Annotated in this window: 16 protein-coding genes and 1 pseudogene; 7 read left to right on the top strand and 10 right to left on the bottom strand. The window is 55.5% G+C overall.

Annotation, left to right across the window (positions count from 1 at the left end; all coding sequences use genetic code 11):
- A partial coding sequence (locus ABYP39_RS08800; RefSeq protein WP_372782106.1) for an SDR family oxidoreductase occupies positions 1-201 on the top strand: 201 nt, incomplete at its 5' end.
- A gap of 20 nt (positions 202-221) precedes the next feature.
- Here ABYP39_RS08800 and ABYP39_RS08795 read toward each other — a convergent pair.
- From ABYP39_RS08795 to ABYP39_RS08770, 6 genes are all read right to left on the bottom strand, one after another.
- Entirely contained in the window at positions 222-881 is a 660-nt protein-coding gene (locus ABYP39_RS08795; protein WP_372758174.1) for a methyltransferase, read from the bottom strand.
- Between the two features lie 90 nt (positions 882-971).
- Complete coding sequence (locus ABYP39_RS08790) at positions 972-1,409, bottom strand: PaaI family thioesterase (RefSeq protein WP_372748013.1); 438 nt, start codon at positions 1,407-1,409, stop codon at positions 972-974.
- On the bottom strand, positions 1,406-2,317 hold the full coding sequence (locus ABYP39_RS08785) for an acyl-CoA dehydrogenase family protein (RefSeq protein WP_372782104.1): 912 nt from the start codon (positions 2,315-2,317) through the stop codon (positions 1,406-1,408). Before ABYP39_RS08785 ends, ABYP39_RS08790 begins: the two co-directional genes overlap by 4 nt.
- Complete coding sequence (locus ABYP39_RS08780; RefSeq protein WP_372748011.1) at positions 2,317-3,453, bottom strand: acyl-CoA dehydrogenase family protein; 1,137 nt, start codon at positions 3,451-3,453, stop codon at positions 2,317-2,319. The genes ABYP39_RS08785 and ABYP39_RS08780 overlap by 1 nt, the downstream gene beginning before the upstream one ends.
- A gap of 27 nt (positions 3,454-3,480) precedes the next feature.
- On the bottom strand, positions 3,481-4,284 hold the full coding sequence (locus tag ABYP39_RS08775) for an enoyl-CoA hydratase/isomerase family protein (RefSeq protein ID WP_372747482.1): 804 nt from the start codon (positions 4,282-4,284) through the stop codon (positions 3,481-3,483).
- A gap of 18 nt (positions 4,285-4,302) precedes the next feature.
- Positions 4,303-6,492 (bottom strand): acyl-CoA dehydrogenase family protein, encoded by a 2,190-nt coding sequence (locus ABYP39_RS08770; protein WP_372782102.1) that lies wholly within the window; start codon positions 6,490-6,492, stop codon positions 4,303-4,305.
- Positions 6,493-6,793: 301 nt separating this feature from the next.
- Here ABYP39_RS08770 and ABYP39_RS08765 point away from each other — a divergent pair, with 301 nt between their 5' ends.
- Together ABYP39_RS08765 and ABYP39_RS08760 are read left to right on the top strand one after the other, a co-directional pair.
- The gene (locus ABYP39_RS08765) at positions 6,794-8,290 is read left to right on the top strand and encodes a CoA-acylating methylmalonate-semialdehyde dehydrogenase (protein ID WP_372758175.1); all 1,497 of its coding nucleotides are present in this window, start codon (positions 6,794-6,796) and stop codon (positions 8,288-8,290) included.
- A 260-nt stretch (positions 8,291-8,550) separates the two neighbouring features.
- Positions 8,551-10,497 (top strand): pyrroloquinoline quinone-dependent dehydrogenase, encoded by a 1,947-nt coding sequence (locus tag ABYP39_RS08760; protein ID WP_372747485.1) that lies wholly within the window; start codon positions 8,551-8,553, stop codon positions 10,495-10,497.
- 59 nt (positions 10,498-10,556) lie between these two features.
- Here the strand turns inward: ABYP39_RS08760 and araC are convergent, their stop codons facing one another.
- Positions 10,557-11,711 carry an arabinose operon transcriptional regulator AraC gene (araC, locus tag ABYP39_RS08755; protein WP_372758177.1) on the bottom strand — a complete coding sequence of 385 codons (1,155 nt, stop codon included), beginning with the start codon at positions 11,709-11,711 and terminating at the stop codon, positions 10,557-10,559.
- Positions 11,712-11,844: 133 nt separating this feature from the next.
- Between araC and ABYP39_RS08750 the strand changes: the two genes are divergently transcribed.
- Entirely contained in the window at positions 11,845-13,617 is a 1,773-nt protein-coding gene (locus ABYP39_RS08750) for an amidohydrolase family protein (RefSeq protein ID WP_372747487.1), read from the top strand.
- A 146-nt stretch (positions 13,618-13,763) separates the two neighbouring features.
- Positions 13,764-13,889: a hypothetical protein gene (locus tag ABYP39_RS08745; protein WP_372747488.1), complete on the top strand. Its 126-nt coding sequence runs from the start codon at positions 13,764-13,766 to the stop codon at positions 13,887-13,889.
- A 141-nt stretch (positions 13,890-14,030) separates the two neighbouring features.
- On the opposite strand, the gene ABYP39_RS08740 is transcribed toward ABYP39_RS08745, so the two are convergent.
- Positions 14,031-15,650 (bottom strand): AMP-binding protein, encoded by a 1,620-nt coding sequence (locus tag ABYP39_RS08740; RefSeq protein WP_372747489.1) that lies wholly within the window; start codon positions 15,648-15,650, stop codon positions 14,031-14,033.
- Positions 15,651-15,803: 153 nt separating this feature from the next.
- On the opposite strand from ABYP39_RS08740, the gene ABYP39_RS08735 reads away from it, so the two are divergent.
- Positions 15,804-18,137: a TonB-dependent receptor gene (locus ABYP39_RS08735; RefSeq protein ID WP_372747490.1), complete on the top strand. Its 2,334-nt coding sequence runs from the start codon at positions 15,804-15,806 to the stop codon at positions 18,135-18,137.
- A gap of 114 nt (positions 18,138-18,251) precedes the next feature.
- Here the strand turns inward: ABYP39_RS08735 and ABYP39_RS08730 are convergent, their stop codons facing one another.
- Together ABYP39_RS08730 and ABYP39_RS08725 are read right to left on the bottom strand one after the other, a co-directional pair.
- Entirely contained in the window at positions 18,252-19,067 is an 816-nt protein-coding gene (locus ABYP39_RS08730) for a TauD/TfdA dioxygenase family protein (RefSeq protein WP_372747491.1), read from the bottom strand.
- A gap of 122 nt (positions 19,068-19,189) precedes the next feature.
- A complete protein-coding gene (locus ABYP39_RS08725) occupies positions 19,190-20,374 on the bottom strand; it encodes an acetyl-CoA C-acyltransferase (protein WP_372747492.1) in 1,185 nt (394 codons plus the stop codon).
- Between the two features lie 170 nt (positions 20,375-20,544).
- Here ABYP39_RS08725 and ABYP39_RS08720 point away from each other — a divergent pair.
- A pseudogene (locus tag ABYP39_RS08720) lies at positions 20,545-20,820 on the top strand (hypothetical protein); the annotation flags it as partial.

Below are 20,820 nucleotides of genomic sequence, written 5' to 3'. Positions count from 1 at the left end.
TTCCGCCGTATTAATCATGAGCTGACGCCCTGTGACCGCGAGGGCACTGTGGAGGATGTTGCCGCCACGGTATTTTTTCTGGCGTCGAAAGAGGGCAGTTATATCAATGGCCAGACGATTGCGCTGGACGGTGGCTGGAGTACGACCAAATATATGACGCCGGAAGCATTGTTGGCCGAGCGTTCTCCCCCTCTGTCCTGATCGCAGGCCAATACAAGGGGCTACAGGCTTCGGGCAAACTGCAGAATGTCGCCCTTGAAGACGCCGTCGAGGTAGTCGGTGTGCAAGGGCTTGATGTGATTGCTGCTGAAACCATTGGCGCCCATAGCCCGGCTGAACTTGTTCTTCCGGCCCCGGCCGGGATCCACCAGGATCACTTCACAGGCAGGTCTTGCATGGCGGTGGATAAATTCCGCCAATAAGGCGATGTGTTCATCTTCATAAAGCAGATCACTGCCGATAATCAGGTCGAAGGTACCCAGCGTGCTTTGGGTATCTGCCCAGTCGGCGCGCTCAAAGGCAATTGTTTTACCGTCATTTAGCCGCGTATTGCGGGCCAGAAATGCTTCAACTTCGGGGTGGTAGTCGGTTGCGGTGATGTCGGCTTTTAGCGCATTGAGCAGCAGGCTGGATAAGGCGATTCCGCAGCCTACTTCTAAAATGCGTTTGCCCTCGGTCTGAAAGTCGGCGATGTGATGGGCCAGCACCAGGCTCGATGGCCAGACTACGCCAAAAATGGGCCAGAGTGCAGACGAAATGCCCAGATTCTCGGCGAGGCTTTCCGGGTCGCTGAACTGCTGGCGATCTCGCAGTGTACACACGTGAATGTCGTTGTTGCCGACTTCAATGGTCTGATAGCGAATACGAAGGGGAGGGGTCATTATTTGTCCTGATTGCGCACGGGTTTAGCCTAAAGCAAAAACCGGTGGCTGTCCCCATATTCGTTCTGTTAGCGGGCTGCCCCGTTAGCACTACCTGGCCGACGCCATCTCCTTCCAAATCCCTTCGGCGCTCGCAATTGTTTTTTCCCCGGTTTTGATCAGTCCGCGGATAAATACAACATCCCTTGCCTGACGCACGATTTCCGGCTTGCAGGTAATAAATTCACCGACTCGCGCCACCGACACAAACTGGGTTTGCAGGGACAGTGTCACATAGCCGCGCGCCTTTGCCCCCAATGCTTTTGACATGGCACTGCCAAGGCCTATATCGGCGAAGGTCATCACCACGCCGCCGTGGAGCGTGCCGATATGGGAATTGGCGTGACGACTTTCAACCAGCATACCGACTTCATGGTTGTGGGCATCGCCGCGAAACCAGAAGGGGCCGACATAGCCGGTAAAACCTTCGGTGGTGAGATCCGTCCAACCCGCTGCACGCAGGCTGTCAAAGGTGCTGGCTTCGCTCATGCGGCGTCAAAGCAGTATTGAGCTACGGCTTGAGCCTGACCACCGCGACCACCCAAATCACTGAGTAGGGCTTTCAGGCGATAAGTCCACAGGTGCAGATCCATCTCCAGTGTCATGCCCATAGCGCCAGACATCTGATGCATGTCATACACCACGCGCAGGGCGCTTTCCTGGCCGTGTAGTAATGCCATGGCAGCTTCGCCTGCATCGCCGCTCCAGGCCGCTTTTAGCGCAAGCCAACGTACACCGCCAGCCAGTACCGTACACTCACTCAGTCTATGGCGCAGCGCCTGAAAGGTGCCCAGCGGGCGGCCGAACTGCTTGCGCACGCTAACATGTTTCACTGTGGCGTCGATGGCAGCCTGCAGTAGCCCGGCCATCTCACAGGCATTGGCGATGCGCAGCCAGGTTTTGACGGTGTCGGCTTCTTCAGCAGATAGCGCAGTGAGTTCTACATCGCTTTTCAGTTTCGCCATGGGGTAGGCGAAGAGCGAGTCGGGCAGGCTCTCTACCTGATCGGCAGAAGGGTGGGCAACGCTAACGTTGTCGCCGTCAATCACGAGTACTGTTTTCGCTGTCGCGACAAAGCGGCCGGGGCGAGAGTTTTCCACCACAGCAAAGGGGCGTGGCAATTCCATGTTTAGCGCAGGGCGAACCAGCATAGATAGCGCGATTTCAGCGGTGTAAGGCAGTTTGGCCAGGCGCTCGACGGCCAATGCGGCGGTAATCGGCCCCATTCCTTCCATCGTGGCGAGCTCAAAAAAGCCGTTGTCTTCCAGTTGCTGTTCCAGCTCGGGGCTGGCTAACGCAAAGCCGTGAAAATCGACTGGCGAGGTAGCGAATTGCCCTGCCAGCTTTTCCAGCTCACTGGTTACCGCGAGCTGATCGTCGTTGAGTTCGAAATCCATCAGCGCGGCTCCCGTGGTAGTTCAAGGTATTGGGTGGCAATCAGGTTGAGCTGTATTTCGGCGGCACCGGAGGCGATGCCGGCAACGATGCCGCGCTGATGGTGGGCGAGCAACATTGGGTGTTGGCCGCTGATCGCTTCTGGTACATGCTCCACCACAAAATCCGCCACCATGCGTTCGCAATTGACGGTGGCAAAGCGCCCCACGCTCGCTTCCGGACCTGGAATACGGCCTTTGGCTCGCTGGTCAATAATACTGTAGCTATAGAGACGGGCGGCTTCGCAGGCAGCGTGAGCCTTGGCGGCCTGATCTACCGCGCCGAGCCCAAACCGACCTTCGGCCTTGAGCAGCTCTACAGCTTTTCTCAATGTGGTAGATGCCAGTGCAAAGCGGGGGATGCCGACTCGCTCTAACGACAAGGCTTTACCGACAATTTCCCAGGCCTGACCTTCGTCGCCGAGGCGAGCGGTCTCGGGTACGACCACATCGTCAAAAAACACTTCGTGAATATCGCCTTCACCGATAATGCTCGGAATATCGCGCACAGTGATGCCTGGGGTGTCCATCGGAATCAGAAAGATGGAGATGCCGTTTTTGCCGGGGTTAGTGCGCGCCAGGCAGAAGCAGGTATCTGCATCGCCGGCGTAGGATGTCCAGATTTTCTGGCCGTTGATGCGGTACCCATTGCCGTCTTTGTCGGCTTTGGTGCGCAGTGAAGCCAGGTCGGAACCGGATTCCGGTTCGGAAAAACCCTGACACCACAGGGTTTCGCCGCGTGCCATCGGCGGGATATGCTGCTGTTTCTGCTCGTCCGAGCCGTACAGCATCATGGTTGGGCCAATCCAGTTTACGTTCATGTATTGGCCGCCACGGGGTTCGCCGGCCATCCACATTTCTTCGGCCAGAATGAACGCGATCCACGGGTCAACATTGCGGCCGCCCCATTCTTCCGGCCAGTGTGGCACCAACAGACCCTGCTCGGCCAGCTTGCCGCAGAAGGTTTTGGCGAAGGTGGTCTGCTCTTTCGAGGCGGGGCCGTGGGCGATGTGTTCCCAGTTGTCCGGCAGGTTGTCTTGCAGAAATTGGCGAACAGTGGCGCGAAAGGCCTTCTGTTCGTCGGTCCAGGCAAAATCCATAAGATTGTTTTTCCGTATACCCGAGGGTTAGTCTTTTTTTGAACCGACGCTCTTGACGTAGGCTTCAATGCGGGCGAGGTAATCAGGGCTGAGCATCAGTGCGCTGTTGGCCATGCGTTCAACATGACGCGACTGGTCGCGGCCCAGTTCGGCGCAGAGTTCGATGGCAATTTTGGCGGCGCCCATCTGCTCGCCATTCTGTTCAGCCAGATGGCGGCAGAAGCTCATTACATCGTCTTCAAAGCTTTCATCGGGGAACACTTCGTGTACCAACCCCATGGTCAGAGCGCGGTCGGCGTCGGCGGGCAGGTTGGCCATAATCAGATAGCGGGCCCAGTGTGCACCGATCACCCGGGTTAAACGCGAGACGCCATTGGAGGCGGGCAACACACCCATTTTCCCTTCGGGAAAGGCGTATTTCGCACTCTTGGCGGCCAGGCGGAAATCACAGGACAGCGACAGCTCCAGACCACCACCTACACAGGTGCCCTGATGGGCAACGACGATGGGTTTTTCGATATGTTCCATTTCGTCGTAGATGCGATGCATGCCATGCAGGCCCAGGCGGTGCTTTTCCCGAATCTCGCGCGGTGTGTGAGCAGGCTTGTCGTCGGAGCGGTCGCGCAGGTCGGCGCCGGCGCAGAAGTAGCGCCCGGTGGCACGCACCAGCATGACTTTCAGTTCCGGGTTGTCGCGAAACCCGATCAAGGCCTCTTCGAACAAGCGCATGGTCTGGCCGGTAAGTGCATTGAGTTTGTCCGGCCGGTTCAGGGTTGTGATCTGAATCCCGTCTTTCTGTTCGACCAGCAGGTGAGGTGCTTCGCTCATCATGATTTCCTTTGTTTTCTCTTATCCGCGAGTGCGTGGCAGACCCAGTGCCCGCTCGGCAATCATACTGCGATGCACCTCGCTGGTCCCACCGTAAATGGTGGTGCCGTGGGCGTGTCGGTAGGCGAGGTTGAGTTCACCGGCCGGGCCTTCGCGTTTTGACAGCGAGTGCGGCGCAGTCAGGTCGAGAAGATCGCGTGAATCAGACTGGAATTTTTCGGAAGAGAACATTTTGGTCATAGGGCCGTAGGCTTTGCTTTCCAATCCCATTACGCCTGTCCACAGGGCGCGGTTGCCCAGTACCTCGCCGATGTAAGCGTGCATCTTACTGCGTGCCAAACGCTTCTGTGCGTTGCTGGTTTGCAGTAAATCAAGCTCCTGACACAGCTCTTCAGCCGCTTCGGTCATAGCAAACTGGCTCTTCATAAAGCCACCGCCGTGTTCTAGCTCAAGCGCCGCTGCCATCACTTTCACGCCGCCGTTAACCTCTCCGAGTCGATATTTGTCGGGGATCACGACATTGTCGTAGAAGGTTGCGTTGGTGCGCTCATCCTGGAAGGTATGTACCGGGTGGATTTCAATGCCGGGCGTGTCCAGAGGTACGACAAACATGGTGAGGCCCTTGTGCTTGGGCAGATCCGGATCGGTGCGTGTCAGCATCAGTACATAGTCGGCAATGTTAGCGCCGCTGGTCCACATCTTTGCGCCATCAATTCGCCAAGATCCGTCTTCCAGCTGGGTGGCCTTGGTTTTGGCCGCAAACACGTCGGAACCGCAGCCGGGCTCGGAGTAACCCAGCGAGCATACCGCTTCGCCGGCGACGATTTTTGGCAGGATATCGCTCTTCATTTCGTCATTGCCGCATTTGCGAATCATGGTGCCAACCAGCATGGTGGTACTGGTCGGGTGTCCGGTCCAGCCCTGTTTTTCCCACACTTTACTTAGCGCGCTGACCACATAGGGCTCGGCTTCACGGCCACCGTATTCCTTGGGCCAGGCGGGGAAGAGGAAGCGGTTTTCTGCAAGAATTTTATGCACACCTGGGTCGTGACCGTCGAATGAGTAGTGGGCCTTGGCGCGCAGTTCCGGGGTGAGGATGCGATTGAACAAGTCGTCCAGCTCTTTGGCCATAGCGCGTGCTTCGTCGCCCAGATCAAAATCAATCGCGACCTCGCCCACATCCGGCAGCGCAACCTGTTCATTGGCGTACAGGCGACGTCCGGCCTCTTCGAGGTAGTTGCCCGGATCGCCCGCTACCAGCGGCCACGCCTTGGCGCGCAGGTTGTACAGATGGATATCGTATTCGGTGGCCAGACCGTAGCCGCCAAAAGTATGCAGCGATTGGGTGACCGCGCGGGCGGCAGTGTCGGCGTTCCAGTAGAAGGCCATGGACACCTGTGCAGCGGCATCATTGAGATTGTGTTTGATATCGTGAATGGCTTTCCAGGCGAGGAATTTGCCACCGTCGACTTCAGTGATCAGATCGGCCAGCGGGTGGGATATGGCCTGATAAGCTCCGATGGGTTGGCCAAACGCGTTGCGCTCACAGGCGTAATCGGCGGCCATTTGCACGGCCTGACGCGCCAGGCCGCTCAGTGCGATCGCCAGCAGCAGCTTCCACTCCTCAATTGCCTGAGCAAAGACGGTTTGCGCCGTCTCATCGCTACCAAGAATCGTGCACTGGGCGTTGCTGAAATCAATTTCGGCAAGCGCGGTAGACGCCAAAGTCTCTTCGCCGCGTTTGGTGTCGCTTAGTGTGAAGAGGCAAATGTCATTACCTTTCTTGGCGACTACAGCGCAAGCTACAGCGCCACCGGCTACCCATTGCTTGGCGTGGCTTGCTACGTCGTTCAACGCCAGCGTGATGACTTGGTCGCCCTGCAGAGCAGATTCGAGCAGGGCGTTGTCGGCGCCAAGCAGGCCGGCCACGCGCAGCGCGACTAACGCTTCGGCCAGCGGCCCAGAGGCAAGGGTGCGGCCGGCTTCTTCCATTAGTACGGCGGCATCAAATATGCCCAGCCCCATGCCGCCGGCGTCTTCGGGAACTCTCAGCGACAGGGCGCCCATGTCAGCCAGCCCCTTCCACAATGCGGCGTCAAAGCCGTTGGTGTCCTGGGCAGAGCGCACACGTTCCATGGTGCTCTGTTCTGTCAGAAAGCGCGCGAAGGTGTCGCGCATCATTTTCTGGTCGTCGGAAAGTTCAAAATTCATTGCTGAGAAAACTCCATAGCTGGCTCGCAGTCGGCAACCGGGTTTCTGTTAGTGTTCAAAAAGACCATTTAAAACAAAGGCCTGTGAATTTTCTTTGCGGGAATAGAGGGCCGTGTTCACATGTTGCTACAAGCGCTCACCCGCAGTTACCGGAGCCTGATCAGACTACACTGCGCAACTGCTTCTGGTCAACAGTGCTGTACAACAGTATAATGGTCGCCACTGTTCATTTACGGGCTTTCTCCGCGCGCTTTCCACGGCACTGGCGGGCAGGCTTAACGCAAATTTAGAGGTAGCAGATATGACCATAGTCGGGCATTTTATCGGTGGCAAACATGTTGCTGATGCTGAGCGCACACAGGATGTATTCAATCCTGCCACCGGTTCACCGGAGAAGCAGGTTGCGCTGGCCAGCAAACAGACCGTTGAGTCTGCAATTGCCGCTGCTGAAGCTGCGTATCCAGCCTGGCGCAATACGCCACCGCTGAAACGTGCCCGCGTGATGTTCAAGTTTAAAGAACTGCTGGAAAAACACGCCGACGAAATTGTTGCGCTGATTACGGCGGAGCATGGCAAAGTGAGCAATGATGCCATGGGCGAATTTCAGCGCGGTGTTGAAGTTGTGGAATACGCGTGTGGTGCTCCGGAGCTATTAAAAGGTGAGCATAGCAAGAACGCCGGTCCGGATATCGATTGCTGGAGCGAATTTCAACCGTTAGGGGTTGTGGCGGGAATTACGCCGTTTAACTTCCCTGCGATGGTGCCTATGTGGATGTATCCCATGGCTATCGTGTGCGGTAACACCTTTGTGTTGAAGCCTTCTGAGCGCGACCCTTCGGCGTCGATGCGCATTGCGGAGCTATTTCAGGAAGCGGGACTGCCCGACGGCGTATTCAACGTGGTTAATGGCGACAAGGTGGCCGTGGATACCTTGCTGGCGAACAAAACCGTTCAAGCGATCTCGTTTGTGGGTTCTACCCCGATTGCTGAGTACATTTACAGCACGGCGACTGCCAATGGCAAACGCTGCCAGGCATTGGGTGGCGCGAAAAATCACGCCATAGTTATGCCCGACGCCGACCCGGATTACGTTGCCGATAACCTGATGGGCGCGGCTTACGGTTCAGCCGGTGAGCGCTGCATGGCGATCTCAGTTGCGGTTGCTGTCGGTGATGAGGCAGCAGATACGCTAATTGAAAAACTGAAAACCCGTATGGCTGATTTGAAAGTTGGCCCCGGTACCGACGTCAGCAATGATATGGGGCCGCTGATTACTTCTGCCCACCAGCAGAAGGTGAAAGGCTACGTGGATCTGGGAGTGAAAGAAGGTGCCACTTTAGTTGTAGACGGTCGTGCGCTGGAAGTGGAAGGTCACGACAAGGGTTTCTTCCTCGGCGGCTGTTTGTTTGATCACGTAACAGCGGAAATGAAAATCTATCAGGAAGAGATCTTCGGTCCAGTGCTGTGTGTGGTGCGGGTGGAAACCCTGCAAGAAGCCATGCAGCTGATAGACGATCACGAGTACGGCAACGGTACCTGCATTTTCACCCGTGACGGTGAAGCCGCGCGCTACTTTACTGACAACATCAAGGTCGGCATGGTGGGCGTTAATGTACCGCTGCCGGTGCCGGTGGCCTATCACAGCTTTGGCGGCTGGAAGCGCTCATTGTTTGGCGACCTTTACGCCTACGGCCCGGACGCGGTGCGTTTCTATACTCGTCGCAAAACCATTACCCAGCGCTGGCCTTCAGCCGGGTCGAGCGAAGGTGTTCGTTTCGCCTTTCCAACCAACAAGTAATTCCCCTGCACAACTAAGACGCTGCGCCGGCAGCGTCTCGACGGTTCCCTTCCTTGGTCGTTGTGACCGCCCGCTTCGGCGGGTCCTTTTTATATCCTGCTTGTGCTTTGCGCGAACGCGCCGCCGTACTCACGCATAAAAGATTACTAATTCATTGCGCGTGGGTGACGCGAATTGACCCACAGTGTTTCACAACTATACAATGCTGTTGATCAATAGCGACGCATGCGCGCCGACAATAACGCATAGAGACCCCAATTATGATCAGCAGGTTAACGCAAAAAGCAGCCGGCATCGGCCTGATCGGAGCCTTGTCCAGTGCTCCTGTTTTCTCAGCCAGTTTTGCCGATCACCAGTCAGGCACCCAGTTTTCATCGCTAGACCAGATTAATGCGAGCAATGTGGCCAACCTTGAGCTGGCCTGGGAATTCCACACTGGAGACCTGCCTCCTGAGGATCTGACCGGCAAACTGGTCGCCTTTGAAGACCAGCCTACTCTGGTCGATGGCAACCTGATGATCTGCAGCACCAAGCGCAAGATTTTTGCGATTGATCCGGCTACCGGCAAACAGCGTTGGATGTTCGACCCGAAAGACCCGCTGGAAACCGGCATTGGTATGCGCAAGTGCCGGGGTATCTCCCACTGGGTAGACAAACAGGCCGAGGCGGGTGCAGCGTGTGCGTCGCGTATTCTGCTGGGCACGGCGGATTATCGTTTGCTGGCGATAGACGCCAAAACCGGCAAACCCTGTGAAGGTTTTGGTGAGATGGGCGAAGTGGATATTCCCATCGATAAGCCGGAAATCATGCCCGGCGAAGTGATTGCCACCTCGCACCCGGCGGTGATTAACGATGTGATTGTGGTCGGCTCATCGGTGGCCGATAACCAGCGCGTTAAAGCGCCCAGCGGTCGCGTTATGGCCTATCACGCGCGCACCGGAAAGTTCCTGTGGCAGTGGGATCCTGTGCCTCGCGACGCCAGTGACCCGGCGATGAAAACCTGGAAAGACGGCACCAAAAATTTTGGACAGGGTAACGTCTGGTCGTCGATGGCGGTCGATGAAAAACTCGATATGGTCTACCTGCCTACCACCAGTACGTCCAGCGATTTTTATGGCGGCGAACGTGTGGGCGACAACAACTACACCACCTCGGTCGTCGCCCTGAAGGCGAGTACCGGGGAAATTGCCTGGCACTTTCAGGTGGTACACCACAACGTATTTGATTACGACATACCCGCGCGCCCGATGCTGATCGACTACCCGAAGGGCGACGAGATGGTGCCGGCGTTGCTGCAAAACACCAAGATGGGGTTGGTGTTCATCTTTGATCGCGAAACTGGCGAACCGCTGGTGCCGATTGAAGAGCGCCCGGTTCCGCAGGAAGGTTTTGTAAAAGGAGAAGTGCTGTCGCCAACCCAACCCTTCCCGGTGGGAATGCCGGCACTGGTGCCGCAGAAGTTTGATCTGGACGATGTGTGGGGCTTTACCCCGATCGATCGCCACTTTTGTAAAAAGAAAGTTGAAGGGCTGAACTACGGCCCGATTTATACCCCGCCTAGCGAGAAAGGCACGGTATTTATGCCTTCTGCCGGTGGCGGCCCCAACTGGGGTAGCGGCGGCTACGATCCAAAGAGCAACATCATGGTGGTGCCGGTAAACCGCATGCCGATGATTGTGAAGCTGACGCCGCGTGAAAAATCCAATGTGAAAAAGGAGGACGGCCAGAATGTCGAAGGTCTGTCCATGACCTTCGACGTATTGGATTCGCCCTATATTCCCACCATAGAGCCGCTAATGTCCTCCCTCGGAACGCCCTGTTCAGCGCCGCCATGGGCGAGTCTGGTGGCGGTGGATATCGTCAAGAAAGAAAAGGTATGGGAAGTACCGCTGGGCGGCCTTGAAGCGATGATGCCATTCCCCATTCCGTTTATTGACACCAATCTCGGCATGCCGGGGGCGGGTGGCCCGCTGGTCACCGCCGGTGGCGTGGTCTTTATCGGGTACAGCATCGATGATGTCTTTCGCGCTCACGATCTCAAGACCGGCAAGGAACTTTGGCGCACCAAGGTACCGGCGGCTGCCGTGGCGGTCCCGGTAACCTACGAGGTAAATGGTGAGCAGTACATTGTTATCGCAACGGGTGGCCACAGCATGTTTGGTTCCACCCTGGGTGACTCGGTGGTGGCGTATAAACTGAAAAAGTAGGTTTGGTTTTCCATTGTAACTCGCAAAGAAGCTCGCCTCGCGCGGGCTTTTTTGTGGCTTTAGATTATTGGATCCCCGACAAGGTCACTTTGTTGCTGGTTGCGATACTGTTTCGGGCTACAGCCAATATGTTGGCGAAATGTACGTGAAAAATACGTGGGGTCACTAAAGCCAAGCTGTGTGCCAATACTGGAAATGGGCTCGTCACTGCTGCGCAATCGATGCGCCGCTTGAATCAGCCGGCGTTCGTTGCGCCAGCTAAACACACTCAGCCCCGTGTGGCTCTTGAACAGGGCCGCCAGTCGCGACGGCGACATATATACCGCCTCTGCCACTTGTTCCAGGGTAAATGCCTCGCTCAGATGTTCTTCCACAAAACGCTTCGCATTTTCGACACGCTCGTCGCTAACCCGATGGTGGGAGTCGGGGAAATAACTGCGACAGCGCAGAATGAACTGGAGCAGTAGATTGGCTTCTAGGTCGTGCATGACGGCGGTGGGGTGAAGGCTGTTATCCATAAGGTCGTTGAGTATTGTCCGTATGCGATTTCTCTCAGATTGTGGAACATTTACATGGCCGACATGGGGCGCTGGCATAGGCCAATCAAGGTGGTGACGCCAGTCTGTGTGCGGATGAAAGGAGAGCCAGTAATGGTTCCAGCGCGCACTGTCTGGGGAGCGGTTGAGGTGATACATGGCATTGGGTGGCAGCAGTAGTACATCGCCGGGGCCAATACGCATATCACGGATTCCGGCTTTGAGCGTTGCCTGACCTTTTACGGTGTACAGAATAACCCAGCGAATATTCCGCGCCGGTTGGGATAGCTCTACATCGAAGGGGCTGCCCGCTTCACGTTCGGCAAGACCGATAACAACAGGTTGGCGAATAATGGCGTTGGTGTCGAGTACCGAGGCGTATTGGTGGTGAAATTCCTCGGCTTCCTGTTGGCTAAATGTGTCGCGTTCGCCCAGTCTTTTTGTCCAATGGGTGGCAAGCTCTTTTAATGAGGCCTGACTATCGAGCTCGCGCTGGATCTGGGTAATCCAGTCTCGAAAAACGGCCAATGTCACGCTAACGCCGCGATTCACGAAGTAATGATGGAAGCGGCGCAACTGCTCTTCGGGTAGGTTGTGGCGCTGAATCACCCTCAGCATAGTCATCGCTGTCTGCTGCAGCTCACCGGCTTCAGTAATATCGTTAAAGTCTTTGGTCATATCCTTCTACCGGCTAGCGCTAATCAGGCATATATTCATAGTGAAACCTGATATCAGGGCGTTTGGCAAGTCGAGTCGCCCGGTAAAATCATTAAAGTTATTCGAATAAAAAGACGACCAGGAGAAAGTGATCATGTCTGCTCAAGATCCCACAGCTCGATTGATTCAAGGTGGCACGATAGTTGATGGCACAGGCGCGCCGGCCTACCGTGGTGATTTGCGTATTGCCAATGGAGCTATTCAAGCGATTGCCCCCGAATTATCGCCAAACGATGGAGAAGAGGTGGTAAATGCCAGCGGCTGTATTGTCAGCCCCGGGTTTATTGAATCCCACACCCATTTCGATGGAGCCATGTGGTGGGATCAGACACTGGACCCCCTGCCGGGTTTTGGGGCGACCACCGTTATCATGGGTAACTGCGGTTTCAGCGTGGCGCCAGTGCCTGACGACGAAGCGGTGCGCAGGGAAGTGGTCGGTATTTTTTCGTTCTTTGAAGATATTCCAGAATCCCCCTTTATGACAGAGCTGCCCTGGGACTGGCGCAGCTGGCCTGAATACCAGGCTTCTATGCAGCGCAACGCATCTTTGCCCGCTAACTATGCAGCCTTTTGTGGTCACATCGCGCTGCGACTTGCGGTAATGGGGATGGAAGCCTGGGAACGCGCGGCGACAGCCGATGAGATCGAACGCATGGCATTTATGCTGGATGAAGCACTTGCGGCGGGAGCGTTGGGGCTATCAACTAACTTGATGGACCATGACGGCGAGAACCGGCCAGTACCCTCTCTGCACGCGGACGACGCGGAGTTTCGCGCTCTTTTTGAAGTTATGGCACGTCATCCCGGCGTCAGCTTTCAGGTAATTGTCGATACTTTCCGCAATATGGCAGCGCCCGACCAGCTTGAACGTATTGCCCGGCTGACAGAAGGTCTTGATATCAGGGTTCAGTGGGCTGGCCTGCCAACTCTGGTTTTCCAGCGCGATCTGATGGGAATTCAGGCACCACTGGCTGCCATGCACGAACGGCTGAAAACTGAAGGTCGTGACTTCTGGACGGGCTATGCGCATATCCCAGTGACGTCCACGGCCAGTGTGCAAAGCTCTTTGTTGTTTGCCCAATCCAATGACTATGTCTGGCACGAGGTTGTCCTTGCAGAAGGTGACGACGCCAAACGGGCACTGCTGAAGGACGACAGCTGGCGCGAGCGCGCTCGGGCGTCTTGGGATAACGATGTATTTGAATTCTCGCCCTTTGCCAAGGCTCGGGCACCGCACATGTTATTGCTTAATTCGGAGAATAATGCGGGGCCAATTGGCGTGACGTTGGGCGAATATGCAAAGCAGATTGGTGCGCCGCATGTCTCTGATGCGATGGCGGAGTGGCTGATTGCCAATGGTCTTGAATCAACAGTCACCATGCCGCCTTTCGAAATGGATACCGACATGGTGATCAGCCTGATCCGTGATAAAAAGTCGGTCGGCAATATCAGTGATGCTGGCGCGCACGGCCAGATGCTGTGCGGCGGCGGTGAAAACATTCGATTGTTTACCGAGTTTGTTGCCAAAGGACAGATCACCCTTGAAGAAGCGGTGTGGGTGCAGACTGGCAAGCTTGCCGACCATTTTAGTCTCCGGGATCGCGGTAGCCTGCAGGTAGGCAAACGGGCGGATATTGCGGTGTTTTCGCTGGACGAGATTGCGGAGAGAGACCTTAAAAAGGTTTATGACGTGCCCATGGGTGATGGCAATTTCACATGGCGCTGGACACGCGACTCAGCTCCTATGCGTCTGACTTTGGTGAACGGTTTGCCAACGTTCGAGAACGCCGCAGCAACGGAACAGCGTCCAGGGGAATGGGTGGCGCCGCATGTGTCCGCAGCTCAGCAGCAGCGCGAAACGGCTTGAGTGGATTCTGCTTCCGGTGCCGTTTTGCCCGGAAGCAGTCGACCCGCGCGGAAAAATGCATACGCTTTGTCGATTAATCCATAGGCACAAAGCTGTAACTGGCGTTTACTGATTGTGGCTGAGCGTCAAAAACTACGTGACGCCAGATGACGGAAATCGATAAATCTAATATCGAAAATGCCTTTCTTGATACCGAGTCGCTTGATGAAGATCGTTTGGCAACGCTATTCAAGTTTCGGCACGAGGCCATTAAGCGTAAGGCTTCGCCGTGAGGGTCAGGAACTTAATAACAAACGAGTTTAGCTGTTGTGCAGCAAGGCGGGACAGGTCGTTAAAAAGTATAAACGGCGTAAGGGTGTTGCCATTGAATGATCTGGCAGGTCATAGATCTAAAGCCTGTACAAGCCGATGGTTCAGTCTTTGCTGTTTTTAATCAACGCAGCGCGAATTTCGTGCTTGAGCACCTTGCCTGAGGCATTGCGAGGCAGGCTCTCCCATATATCTACCTGTTCCGGTATCTTGAATTTGGCCACATTGCGCGCCACCAAAAACTCAAGCAGGGCTTTCACATCTAGCATTTTGTCGCCCTCGGCAACAATGACCGCGCAAACCCGCTCACCGGTTTTGGGGTGAGGGCGGCCGACGATGGCGATATCCACAATATCGGTATGTTCCAGCAGTAAGTCTTCGAGTTCTTTGGGTGAAATATTCTCGCCGTTGCGAATGATGATATCTTTGGCTCGGCCGGTGACTTGTATGTAGTCACCAATATAGCGACCGATATCGCCGGTGCGGAAATAGCCTTCGTCGTCAAAGCTTTTAGTGTCGTCTTCGGCATGTAAATAGCCCAACAACATCTGCGGACCTTTGGCGCAGATCTCGCCTTCGCCCGGTAGCGCCGCAGGGTGTTCTGCCAGCTTGATCAAAGCGATGCCGGCGCGACCATCGGTGTCTGCAGCAAATTCCAGCTCGTTAGGCAGAGGTGCGCCAACCGTGGTTACGGGTACTTCAGTAGAACCGTAAACTCGGGTAACGCAGGCATTGGGGAAGTAGTCTGCGGCTTCACGAATCAATTGTGGCGGTACGGCGGCGCCGCCACAGATGAAGGTTTTCAGTTTTTGCAGGTGCGTGTTTTTGCTACGTGCCGCTGCCAACAACTGTTCCAGAAATGGCGTGGCTCCGGCCATATGGGTGCAGCCCTCGGCTTCCATCAGATCGATAGCGGGTTCTGGTTGCCAGGCTTCCATCAATACCGCGCGGCTGCCTAACAACAAGGGGCACTCAAACGCATAAATTGAACCGCCGATATGGCTAATGGGCGAGGGCACTAAAAAGGCATCGCCTTGATCTATGCGCCAGTGCTTTCCGAGCTGCTGTATCAGGGCGTGTAGGGTGTTATGGCTGTGCAGCACGCCCTTGGCGCGGCCGGTGGTGCCAGAGGTATACATCACCATTCTGATATCGTCCGGGTTCAGTCTGGGGAGTTCGATGGCGGGCGTCTCGGCCTGGAGCAGGGTGTCAAAGGCGGTATGGTGACCAGGGCTGCCGCGCAGAACGATCACTTCAGGAGGCAGCTCCAGTTCGGCGATTACCTCATCGGCGAGGCTGCGGTAGTCAAATTTACGGAACTGGGCTGGAACAAACAGAAATCGGCTGTCGGCGTCCTCAAGAATAAAGCGCAGTTCGCGACCACGTAGATTGGGTAGCACCGGGTTGGCGACCATGCCCGCCAAGGTTGATGCTAGGTAGATGACAGCGGCTTCATGCCAGTTCGGTAGCATAAATGACACGACGCTGCCGCTGGGTGCCCTGGATAGTAGCAACTTGGCCAGGTGGCTTGCCTGAGTGTGCAGGGTCCTGCAGTCGAGCCGCACATCACCGTCTACCAAAAGTACTCTCTCAGGGGTGGTATTGGCGGCTTCCCGCAGGGCATCAGCCAGTGTGGTGCTGACCCAATGTCCGTCTGCATAGGCGGCATCTTTCAGGGCTGAAAAGCGTGCAGAGCGGGCGGTGTCTGGTTTAAGTCGCTTCATGAGGCTGTCTTTGTGTCTGTACCGGGTTTCCAAAAGAGGTATTGCTTATTAGGCAACAGTGTTGTCTTATATTAACCGCTACTATAGCAGCATCGGGGTGGGAAGGCACGGCGGATTCCCGCGTTGAAATATCATAACAACGAAGCTGAACGTATGAACAAGTTACTTGTGCCGTTGCTGGCAGCCCTGCTGCCCACACTTTTCCTTCCGTTAAAGGCTCGAGCCCAGCTTGAAGAGGTGGTGGTGACGGCCCAGAAGCGAGAGCAAAATCTTCAGGATGTGCCGATGGCGGTAAGCGCGGTGGGACGCGAGCGAATAGAAGCCAGTGAAATCAACAATATTGAAGATCTGGCGAAGATTGTACCGTCATTGCGTTTTACCGCTGATGCTTACATTAACAGCTCCGTCAATATTCGAGGCGTTGGCACCAATGTCTACAGTGTCGCGGTGGAACCCAATGTGTCGGTAATGCTCGATGGCGTGCCGTTAGCGCGAAACAGTCAGATGAATTTTGATTTTGCCGATATTGAGCGGGTGGAGGTACTGCGCGGACCACAGGGAACACTGTTCGGGAAAAATGCTTCAGCGGGGCTGGTGCACGTGATTACCCGTGATCCGGCGCAAGAATTTGAAGCTCGGCTGCGCTTCAATATTGAACATCCCGATGATTTCCCCGGTAGTTTCACAAAGCTGCAGGGTACCGCAAGCGGGCCGCTGACAGATACGCTGGGATTGCGGATAACGGCATTTGCCAGTCAGCGTGATGGTCATCTGGAAGACGTATCGCGCGCAGATCATGTGCCAAAATCCGAGCAGTTAGGGGTGCGCGGTAAGCTGCGCTGGAACGCCTCCGATACTTTGTCCTTACGTCTTAATCTGGAGGCGCAGCGACGGGACGGTACAGGTGAAGTACTCACTTATCGAAGTGGCAATCCGTCGCTGCGCGAGCGCAGTCGCCCGATACAGTTCAGTGACGAAAATCGGCAGGGCAGAAGTGCGGGTGACAATGTGTCTGATGCGGACGGTAAGGCGGCTTCGTTAGCGGTGGATTGGGATCTGGAAAGCATGGTGCTAAGCTCCGTGACAGGATTTCGACGTTCTATCAACGATGACAATATCACTGCCGCTGCACTCGATGGTGCTCGAGTGGACCTGAGTAATAATTATTCAGAAATAGAGATTGAAACCTTTACCCAAGAATTGCGGTTAACCTCCGCCAACAATCCGGTGTTCGAATATACGGCGGGAATGCTGTGGTTTGATAATCGCGTAACGGAAGATTACGACCGAGCGATTGAAGATCTGTCTGCGGCGGTGATTGCCGGTACGGTGGCACCAGGGCTGGTTCCCATTGGTATTGGTGACGGGTTGGGCGGCAATGATGCGGTGAGCCAGTACGATACCCGCGATGCAGAGGTGGATATAAGCAATCTTGGTGTTTTTGCTGAAGGCACCTGGCATTTCGACGATCGTTGGCATTTGACTGTTGGTGCGCGCTTTATCGATGAGGAGGTGAGCGTGCTGCTGGAGCGTACCTCGCGATTGGCGCATGCGACAACCAATGCGACGGCAACCAGCAGCGAGTTTGCGGCTACGCGGGCAACAGTTACTGATGAAACCGTGACGGGAAAGCTGGCGTTAATGCTGGACTGGAACGAAAACGTCAATCTGTATGCGGCAATCTCCACGGGGTATCGTGGCGCTACGTTTGATGTCGCCGGGGAAGACCCCGCGCAGGCATTGGCTAACCCGGTTGACCCGGAGAAGGCTAGGTCGTACGAAGTAGGCGTAAAATCCCGGCTGTTTAATAATAGGCTGGAGCTTAACGCCACGGCTTTTCTGACTTACTTCGAGGATTTTCAAGCGCAGATAAGAGATCTGGAAAATACTGGCTCAATTGTATCGCATCGGCTGGATAACGCAGGCGAGTTGGAGACGCGCGGTGTAGAAATTGAGTTCCATGCCCGGCCCATACCGGAGCTTTCAGTGGTGGGCTCTGTGCTGTTTAACCGAGCAATCTATAACGATTTTATCACCCAGTGTTTTCCCGGTCAGGGGCCGAATGAGGGAGGGGCGATTGATAGCGATGGCGACGGCAGCTGTGATGCTCAGGACGTGAGTGGCGGCGTGCTGGCCAACGCACCCAAGCGCAGCGCTTCTTTGACCACTCGTTACGATCATCTATTTGACTCAGGCTCGGCGTTGTATGGCCAGGTAACGGGGCGCTGGCAGGACGATGTGCAGTTCACCAACGAGCAGCAGCCTACCACCGTACTGGGCGCCTATAGTGTGTGGGATATGCGTCTGGGCTGGACTGGTGCCGGCGCGCGCTACGAGATTGCGGGCTATGTGAACAATCTATTTGCTCAGCGTTATGTGCGTAACCTGATTCCCCTGACCCTGTCGGGTGATCGCCGGGATATTGTGCACAATATGTCGATGGGGGCAGATAGGATATTTGGCGTTTCGTTGGGGTATCGGTGGTGATGTTTGGTGAAGGTTGAAAAAAGCAGCGGGGCACTCTAATTTCTAGTCTCTAGGTCCACATGTACAGATGCCAACATATCAACAAAGTAGAGGCGCCGCTGCAGTCGAGAACTGTTAGCCGCTAAACGACTCTTCGCCGGCAAGTTTGGTGCGGTGCATCATGCGGCCGCTGTCCAGCGGGTATCGCGTTGCGCGGTGCATGGTGCCGGTGTTGTCCCAGATTACCAGGTCTCCCACGTTCCATTTGTGGCGATACACAAACTGCGGTTGGGTTGCGTAGTCGCGCAGCTTCACCAGCAGTTCGCGTCCGGCCTGATATTCCATGCCTTCAACGTAAGCCGCTGTTGATCCCAGGACCAGCGAGTTGCGACCGGATTTGTGTTTCCACACGAGCGGTAGGGTATTGGAAGGCACCCGGCGCCACATCTGCATGGTTTCGTAGCTGGGCTCCGGGTGAACATATTGTTGAGCATTTTCGAGACTGTGTACGACTTTCAGATTGTCGTATTTGGCTTTGTCTTCTTCGCTTAAATCCTCGTAAGCGGCATAGGTATTACTGAACTCGGTGTCGCCGCCGGTTTCTGACAGTTTTTTCGCGCTGAGGATGGAGGCCAGAATAGGTACATCCAGTGTGGTGCCGTCAATGTGCCAGAAAAATGCGCCTTTGAGATAGTCCGCTTGCGGGTTTTCTTTAGTATCCAGTGTTACTTTGTAAACACCTTTTTCACCTTCGTCGATTACATTGCCCAGCGTTCCGGTAAAGGCGAGCTGCTGTTCGTCGCTCATGTGCACTTCTTTGAATACCACGACGCCGCGCTGCTCGAGAATGTCGCGAATCTCCGCCGCGTGTTTGCCGCTTAGTAGGGTGTCGATATCGGCTTGAATTTCGGTGCCGATGCGAGGGCTCAAATCACGTGTGCTGAAGGTCATGGTCAACTCCCGGTGCTGGGTAATTCGACGAAGCCATGAATGTACAAGAGAAATCAGTGTTGGTCAACAATGGTGTCTAATGGCGCCGCTTGCGACGGGCAGCCGCAAGTGGCACTAGTGTGTCAGGCTACCTCAAACAGGCCGGCTGCCCCCATACCACCGCCGATACACATCGAAATCACGACATATTTCACGCCACGGCGCTTGCCTTCGAGCAGTGCGTGGCCGGTCATGCGTGCACCGGTCATGCCGTAGGGGTGGCCGATGGAGATAGCGCCGCCGTTAACATTGTATTTGTCAGGATCAATACCCAGGTGGTCGCGGCAATACAGAGCCTGGCAGGCAAAGGCTTCGTTTAGCTCCCACAGGCCGATATCGTCAATTTTCAGACCGTGCTGTTTGAGGAGTTTAGGGATGGCGTAGATGGGAGCAATCCCCATTTCCTCGGGGGCATTGCCTGCCACCGCCATACCGCGGTAGATGCCCAGAGGCTGCAGGCCACGCTGTTCGGCGAGTTTGCTGTCCATCACCACGCAGGCGGATGAGCCGTCGGAGAGTTGGCTGGCGTTACCCGCTGTCACGTGACCACCTTCAATGACAGGCTGCAGGCTTTGCAGGCTTTCCAGTGTGGTTGATGGACGGTTGCCCTCGTCCTGGCTCAGCGTGACTTCTTCGAAGGTGACTTCCTTGGTCTCTTTGTTTACGACCTTCTTGGTTGCCGTAATCGGCACAATTTCATCGTTGAACTTGCCGGCGGCTTGGGCGGCTGCCGTACGCTGCTGTGACAGCAGGGAAAATTCATCTTGAGCGTCGCGGCTTATCTTGTAATTACGGCTTACGGTCTCTGCGGTTTCCAGCATGGCCATATAGGTGTGTGGATGCAATTTCACCAAGTCTTCGTCCTGCGCATCCCAGGCCATCTGAAAGAACTGCTGGTTCAGGGCGGTGATATTTTCCTGTCCCCCGGCCACCACGATGTCCTGTCCGTCGACAATGATCTGTTTAGCGGCGGTAGCTATGGACATCAGTCCAGACGAGCACTGCCGATCGATCGTCTGGCCAGGTACGGTGTTGGGCAAGCCCGCCGCCAGCGCCGACAGGCGACCGATATTCAGGCCAGCGGTGCCGGCGGTCAGTACCGAGCCAATCACACAATCGTCAATTTCAGCACCCTCAATGCCAGCGCGTTCAACGGCGGCGCGTATGGAATGAGCCATCAACGTAGGTGACTTCATATTATTCAGGGCGCCCCGGAAGGCTTTGCCGATTGGAGTACGGGCGGTGGAAACAATAACGGCTTCTCTCATAGCTGGGCTCACTGTGTGCGGAATGGGTCGTTGGTCGGTCGCAGGTTGGATTGCCGCGATCGCATAGTGTAGTCAACAGGGTTGTCTTATTAAAGGGCAAGGATGCTATCGTATCACTTTTGTTAATTCAACGGCCTGGCGCGCTGGGGTCGAGAGAGTGAGGGGCTGGTGTGAACAATTTGCAGGGAATCTACCGTGGTTGGTACCAGGTTGCGGCGGTTTTTGTATTGCAGATGTTGTGTTTGGCTAGCGTGTATACCGCATACAGTGTCATCGCCTTGCCGATCGGTCGGGAGTTTGGTGCTAGCGCCATGGTTCAGGTTCTCGGTGTGACTGTGACTACGTTGAGTGCGGGTTTGCTCAGTCCCGTGCTAGGTGTTGCGGTTGACCGCCTGCCATTGAAATGGCTAATGAGTGGCTCCGCACTGTGGTTCTGTAGCGGTTTT

The sequence above is a fragment of the Litorivivens sp. genome, from assembly GCF_041625495.1.
Classification (GTDB): domain Bacteria; phylum Pseudomonadota; class Gammaproteobacteria; order Pseudomonadales; family Spongiibacteraceae; genus Litorivivens.
Note: the sequence above shows the minus strand (reverse complement) of the source record. Positions and strands in the feature narration are given on the sequence as shown.

What these genes read in the sequence shown, in the direction of transcription:
- ABYP39_RS08795 (WP_372758174.1), bottom strand. Translation starts at nt 881, where the DNA reads ATGACCCCTCCCCTTCGTATTCGCTATCAGACCATTGAAGTCGGCAAC.
- ABYP39_RS08790 (WP_372748013.1), bottom strand. Translation starts at nt 1,409, where the DNA reads ATGAGCGAAGCCAGCACCTTTGACAGCCTGCGTGCAGCGGGTTGGACG.
- ABYP39_RS08785 (WP_372782104.1), bottom strand. Translation starts at nt 2,317, where the DNA reads ATGGATTTCGAACTCAACGACGATCAGCTCGCGGTAACCAGTGAGCTG.
- ABYP39_RS08780 (WP_372748011.1), bottom strand. Translation starts at nt 3,453, where the DNA reads ATGGATTTTGCCTGGACCGACGAACAGAAGGCCTTTCGCGCCACTGTT.
- ABYP39_RS08775 (WP_372747482.1), bottom strand. Translation starts at nt 4,284, where the DNA reads ATGATGAGCGAAGCACCTCACCTGCTGGTCGAACAGAAAGACGGGATT.
- ABYP39_RS08770 (WP_372782102.1), bottom strand. Translation starts at nt 6,492, where the DNA reads ATGAATTTTGAACTTTCCGACGACCAGAAAATGATGCGCGACACCTTC.
- ABYP39_RS08765 (WP_372758175.1), top strand. Translation starts at nt 6,794, where the DNA reads ATGACCATAGTCGGGCATTTTATCGGTGGCAAACATGTTGCTGATGCT.
- ABYP39_RS08760 (WP_372747485.1), top strand. Translation starts at nt 8,551, where the DNA reads ATGATCAGCAGGTTAACGCAAAAAGCAGCCGGCATCGGCCTGATCGGA.
- araC (WP_372758177.1), bottom strand. Translation starts at nt 11,711, where the DNA reads ATGACCAAAGACTTTAACGATATTACTGAAGCCGGTGAGCTGCAGCAG.
- ABYP39_RS08750 (WP_372747487.1), top strand. Translation starts at nt 11,845, where the DNA reads ATGTCTGCTCAAGATCCCACAGCTCGATTGATTCAAGGTGGCACGATA.
- ABYP39_RS08745 (WP_372747488.1), top strand. Translation starts at nt 13,764, where the DNA reads ATGACGGAAATCGATAAATCTAATATCGAAAATGCCTTTCTTGATACC.
- ABYP39_RS08740 (WP_372747489.1), bottom strand. Translation starts at nt 15,650, where the DNA reads ATGAAGCGACTTAAACCAGACACCGCCCGCTCTGCACGCTTTTCAGCC.
- ABYP39_RS08735 (WP_372747490.1), top strand. Translation starts at nt 15,804, where the DNA reads ATGAACAAGTTACTTGTGCCGTTGCTGGCAGCCCTGCTGCCCACACTT.
- ABYP39_RS08730 (WP_372747491.1), bottom strand. Translation starts at nt 19,067, where the DNA reads ATGACCTTCAGCACACGTGATTTGAGCCCTCGCATCGGCACCGAAATT.
- ABYP39_RS08725 (WP_372747492.1), bottom strand. Translation starts at nt 20,374, where the DNA reads ATGAGAGAAGCCGTTATTGTTTCCACCGCCCGTACTCCAATCGGCAAA.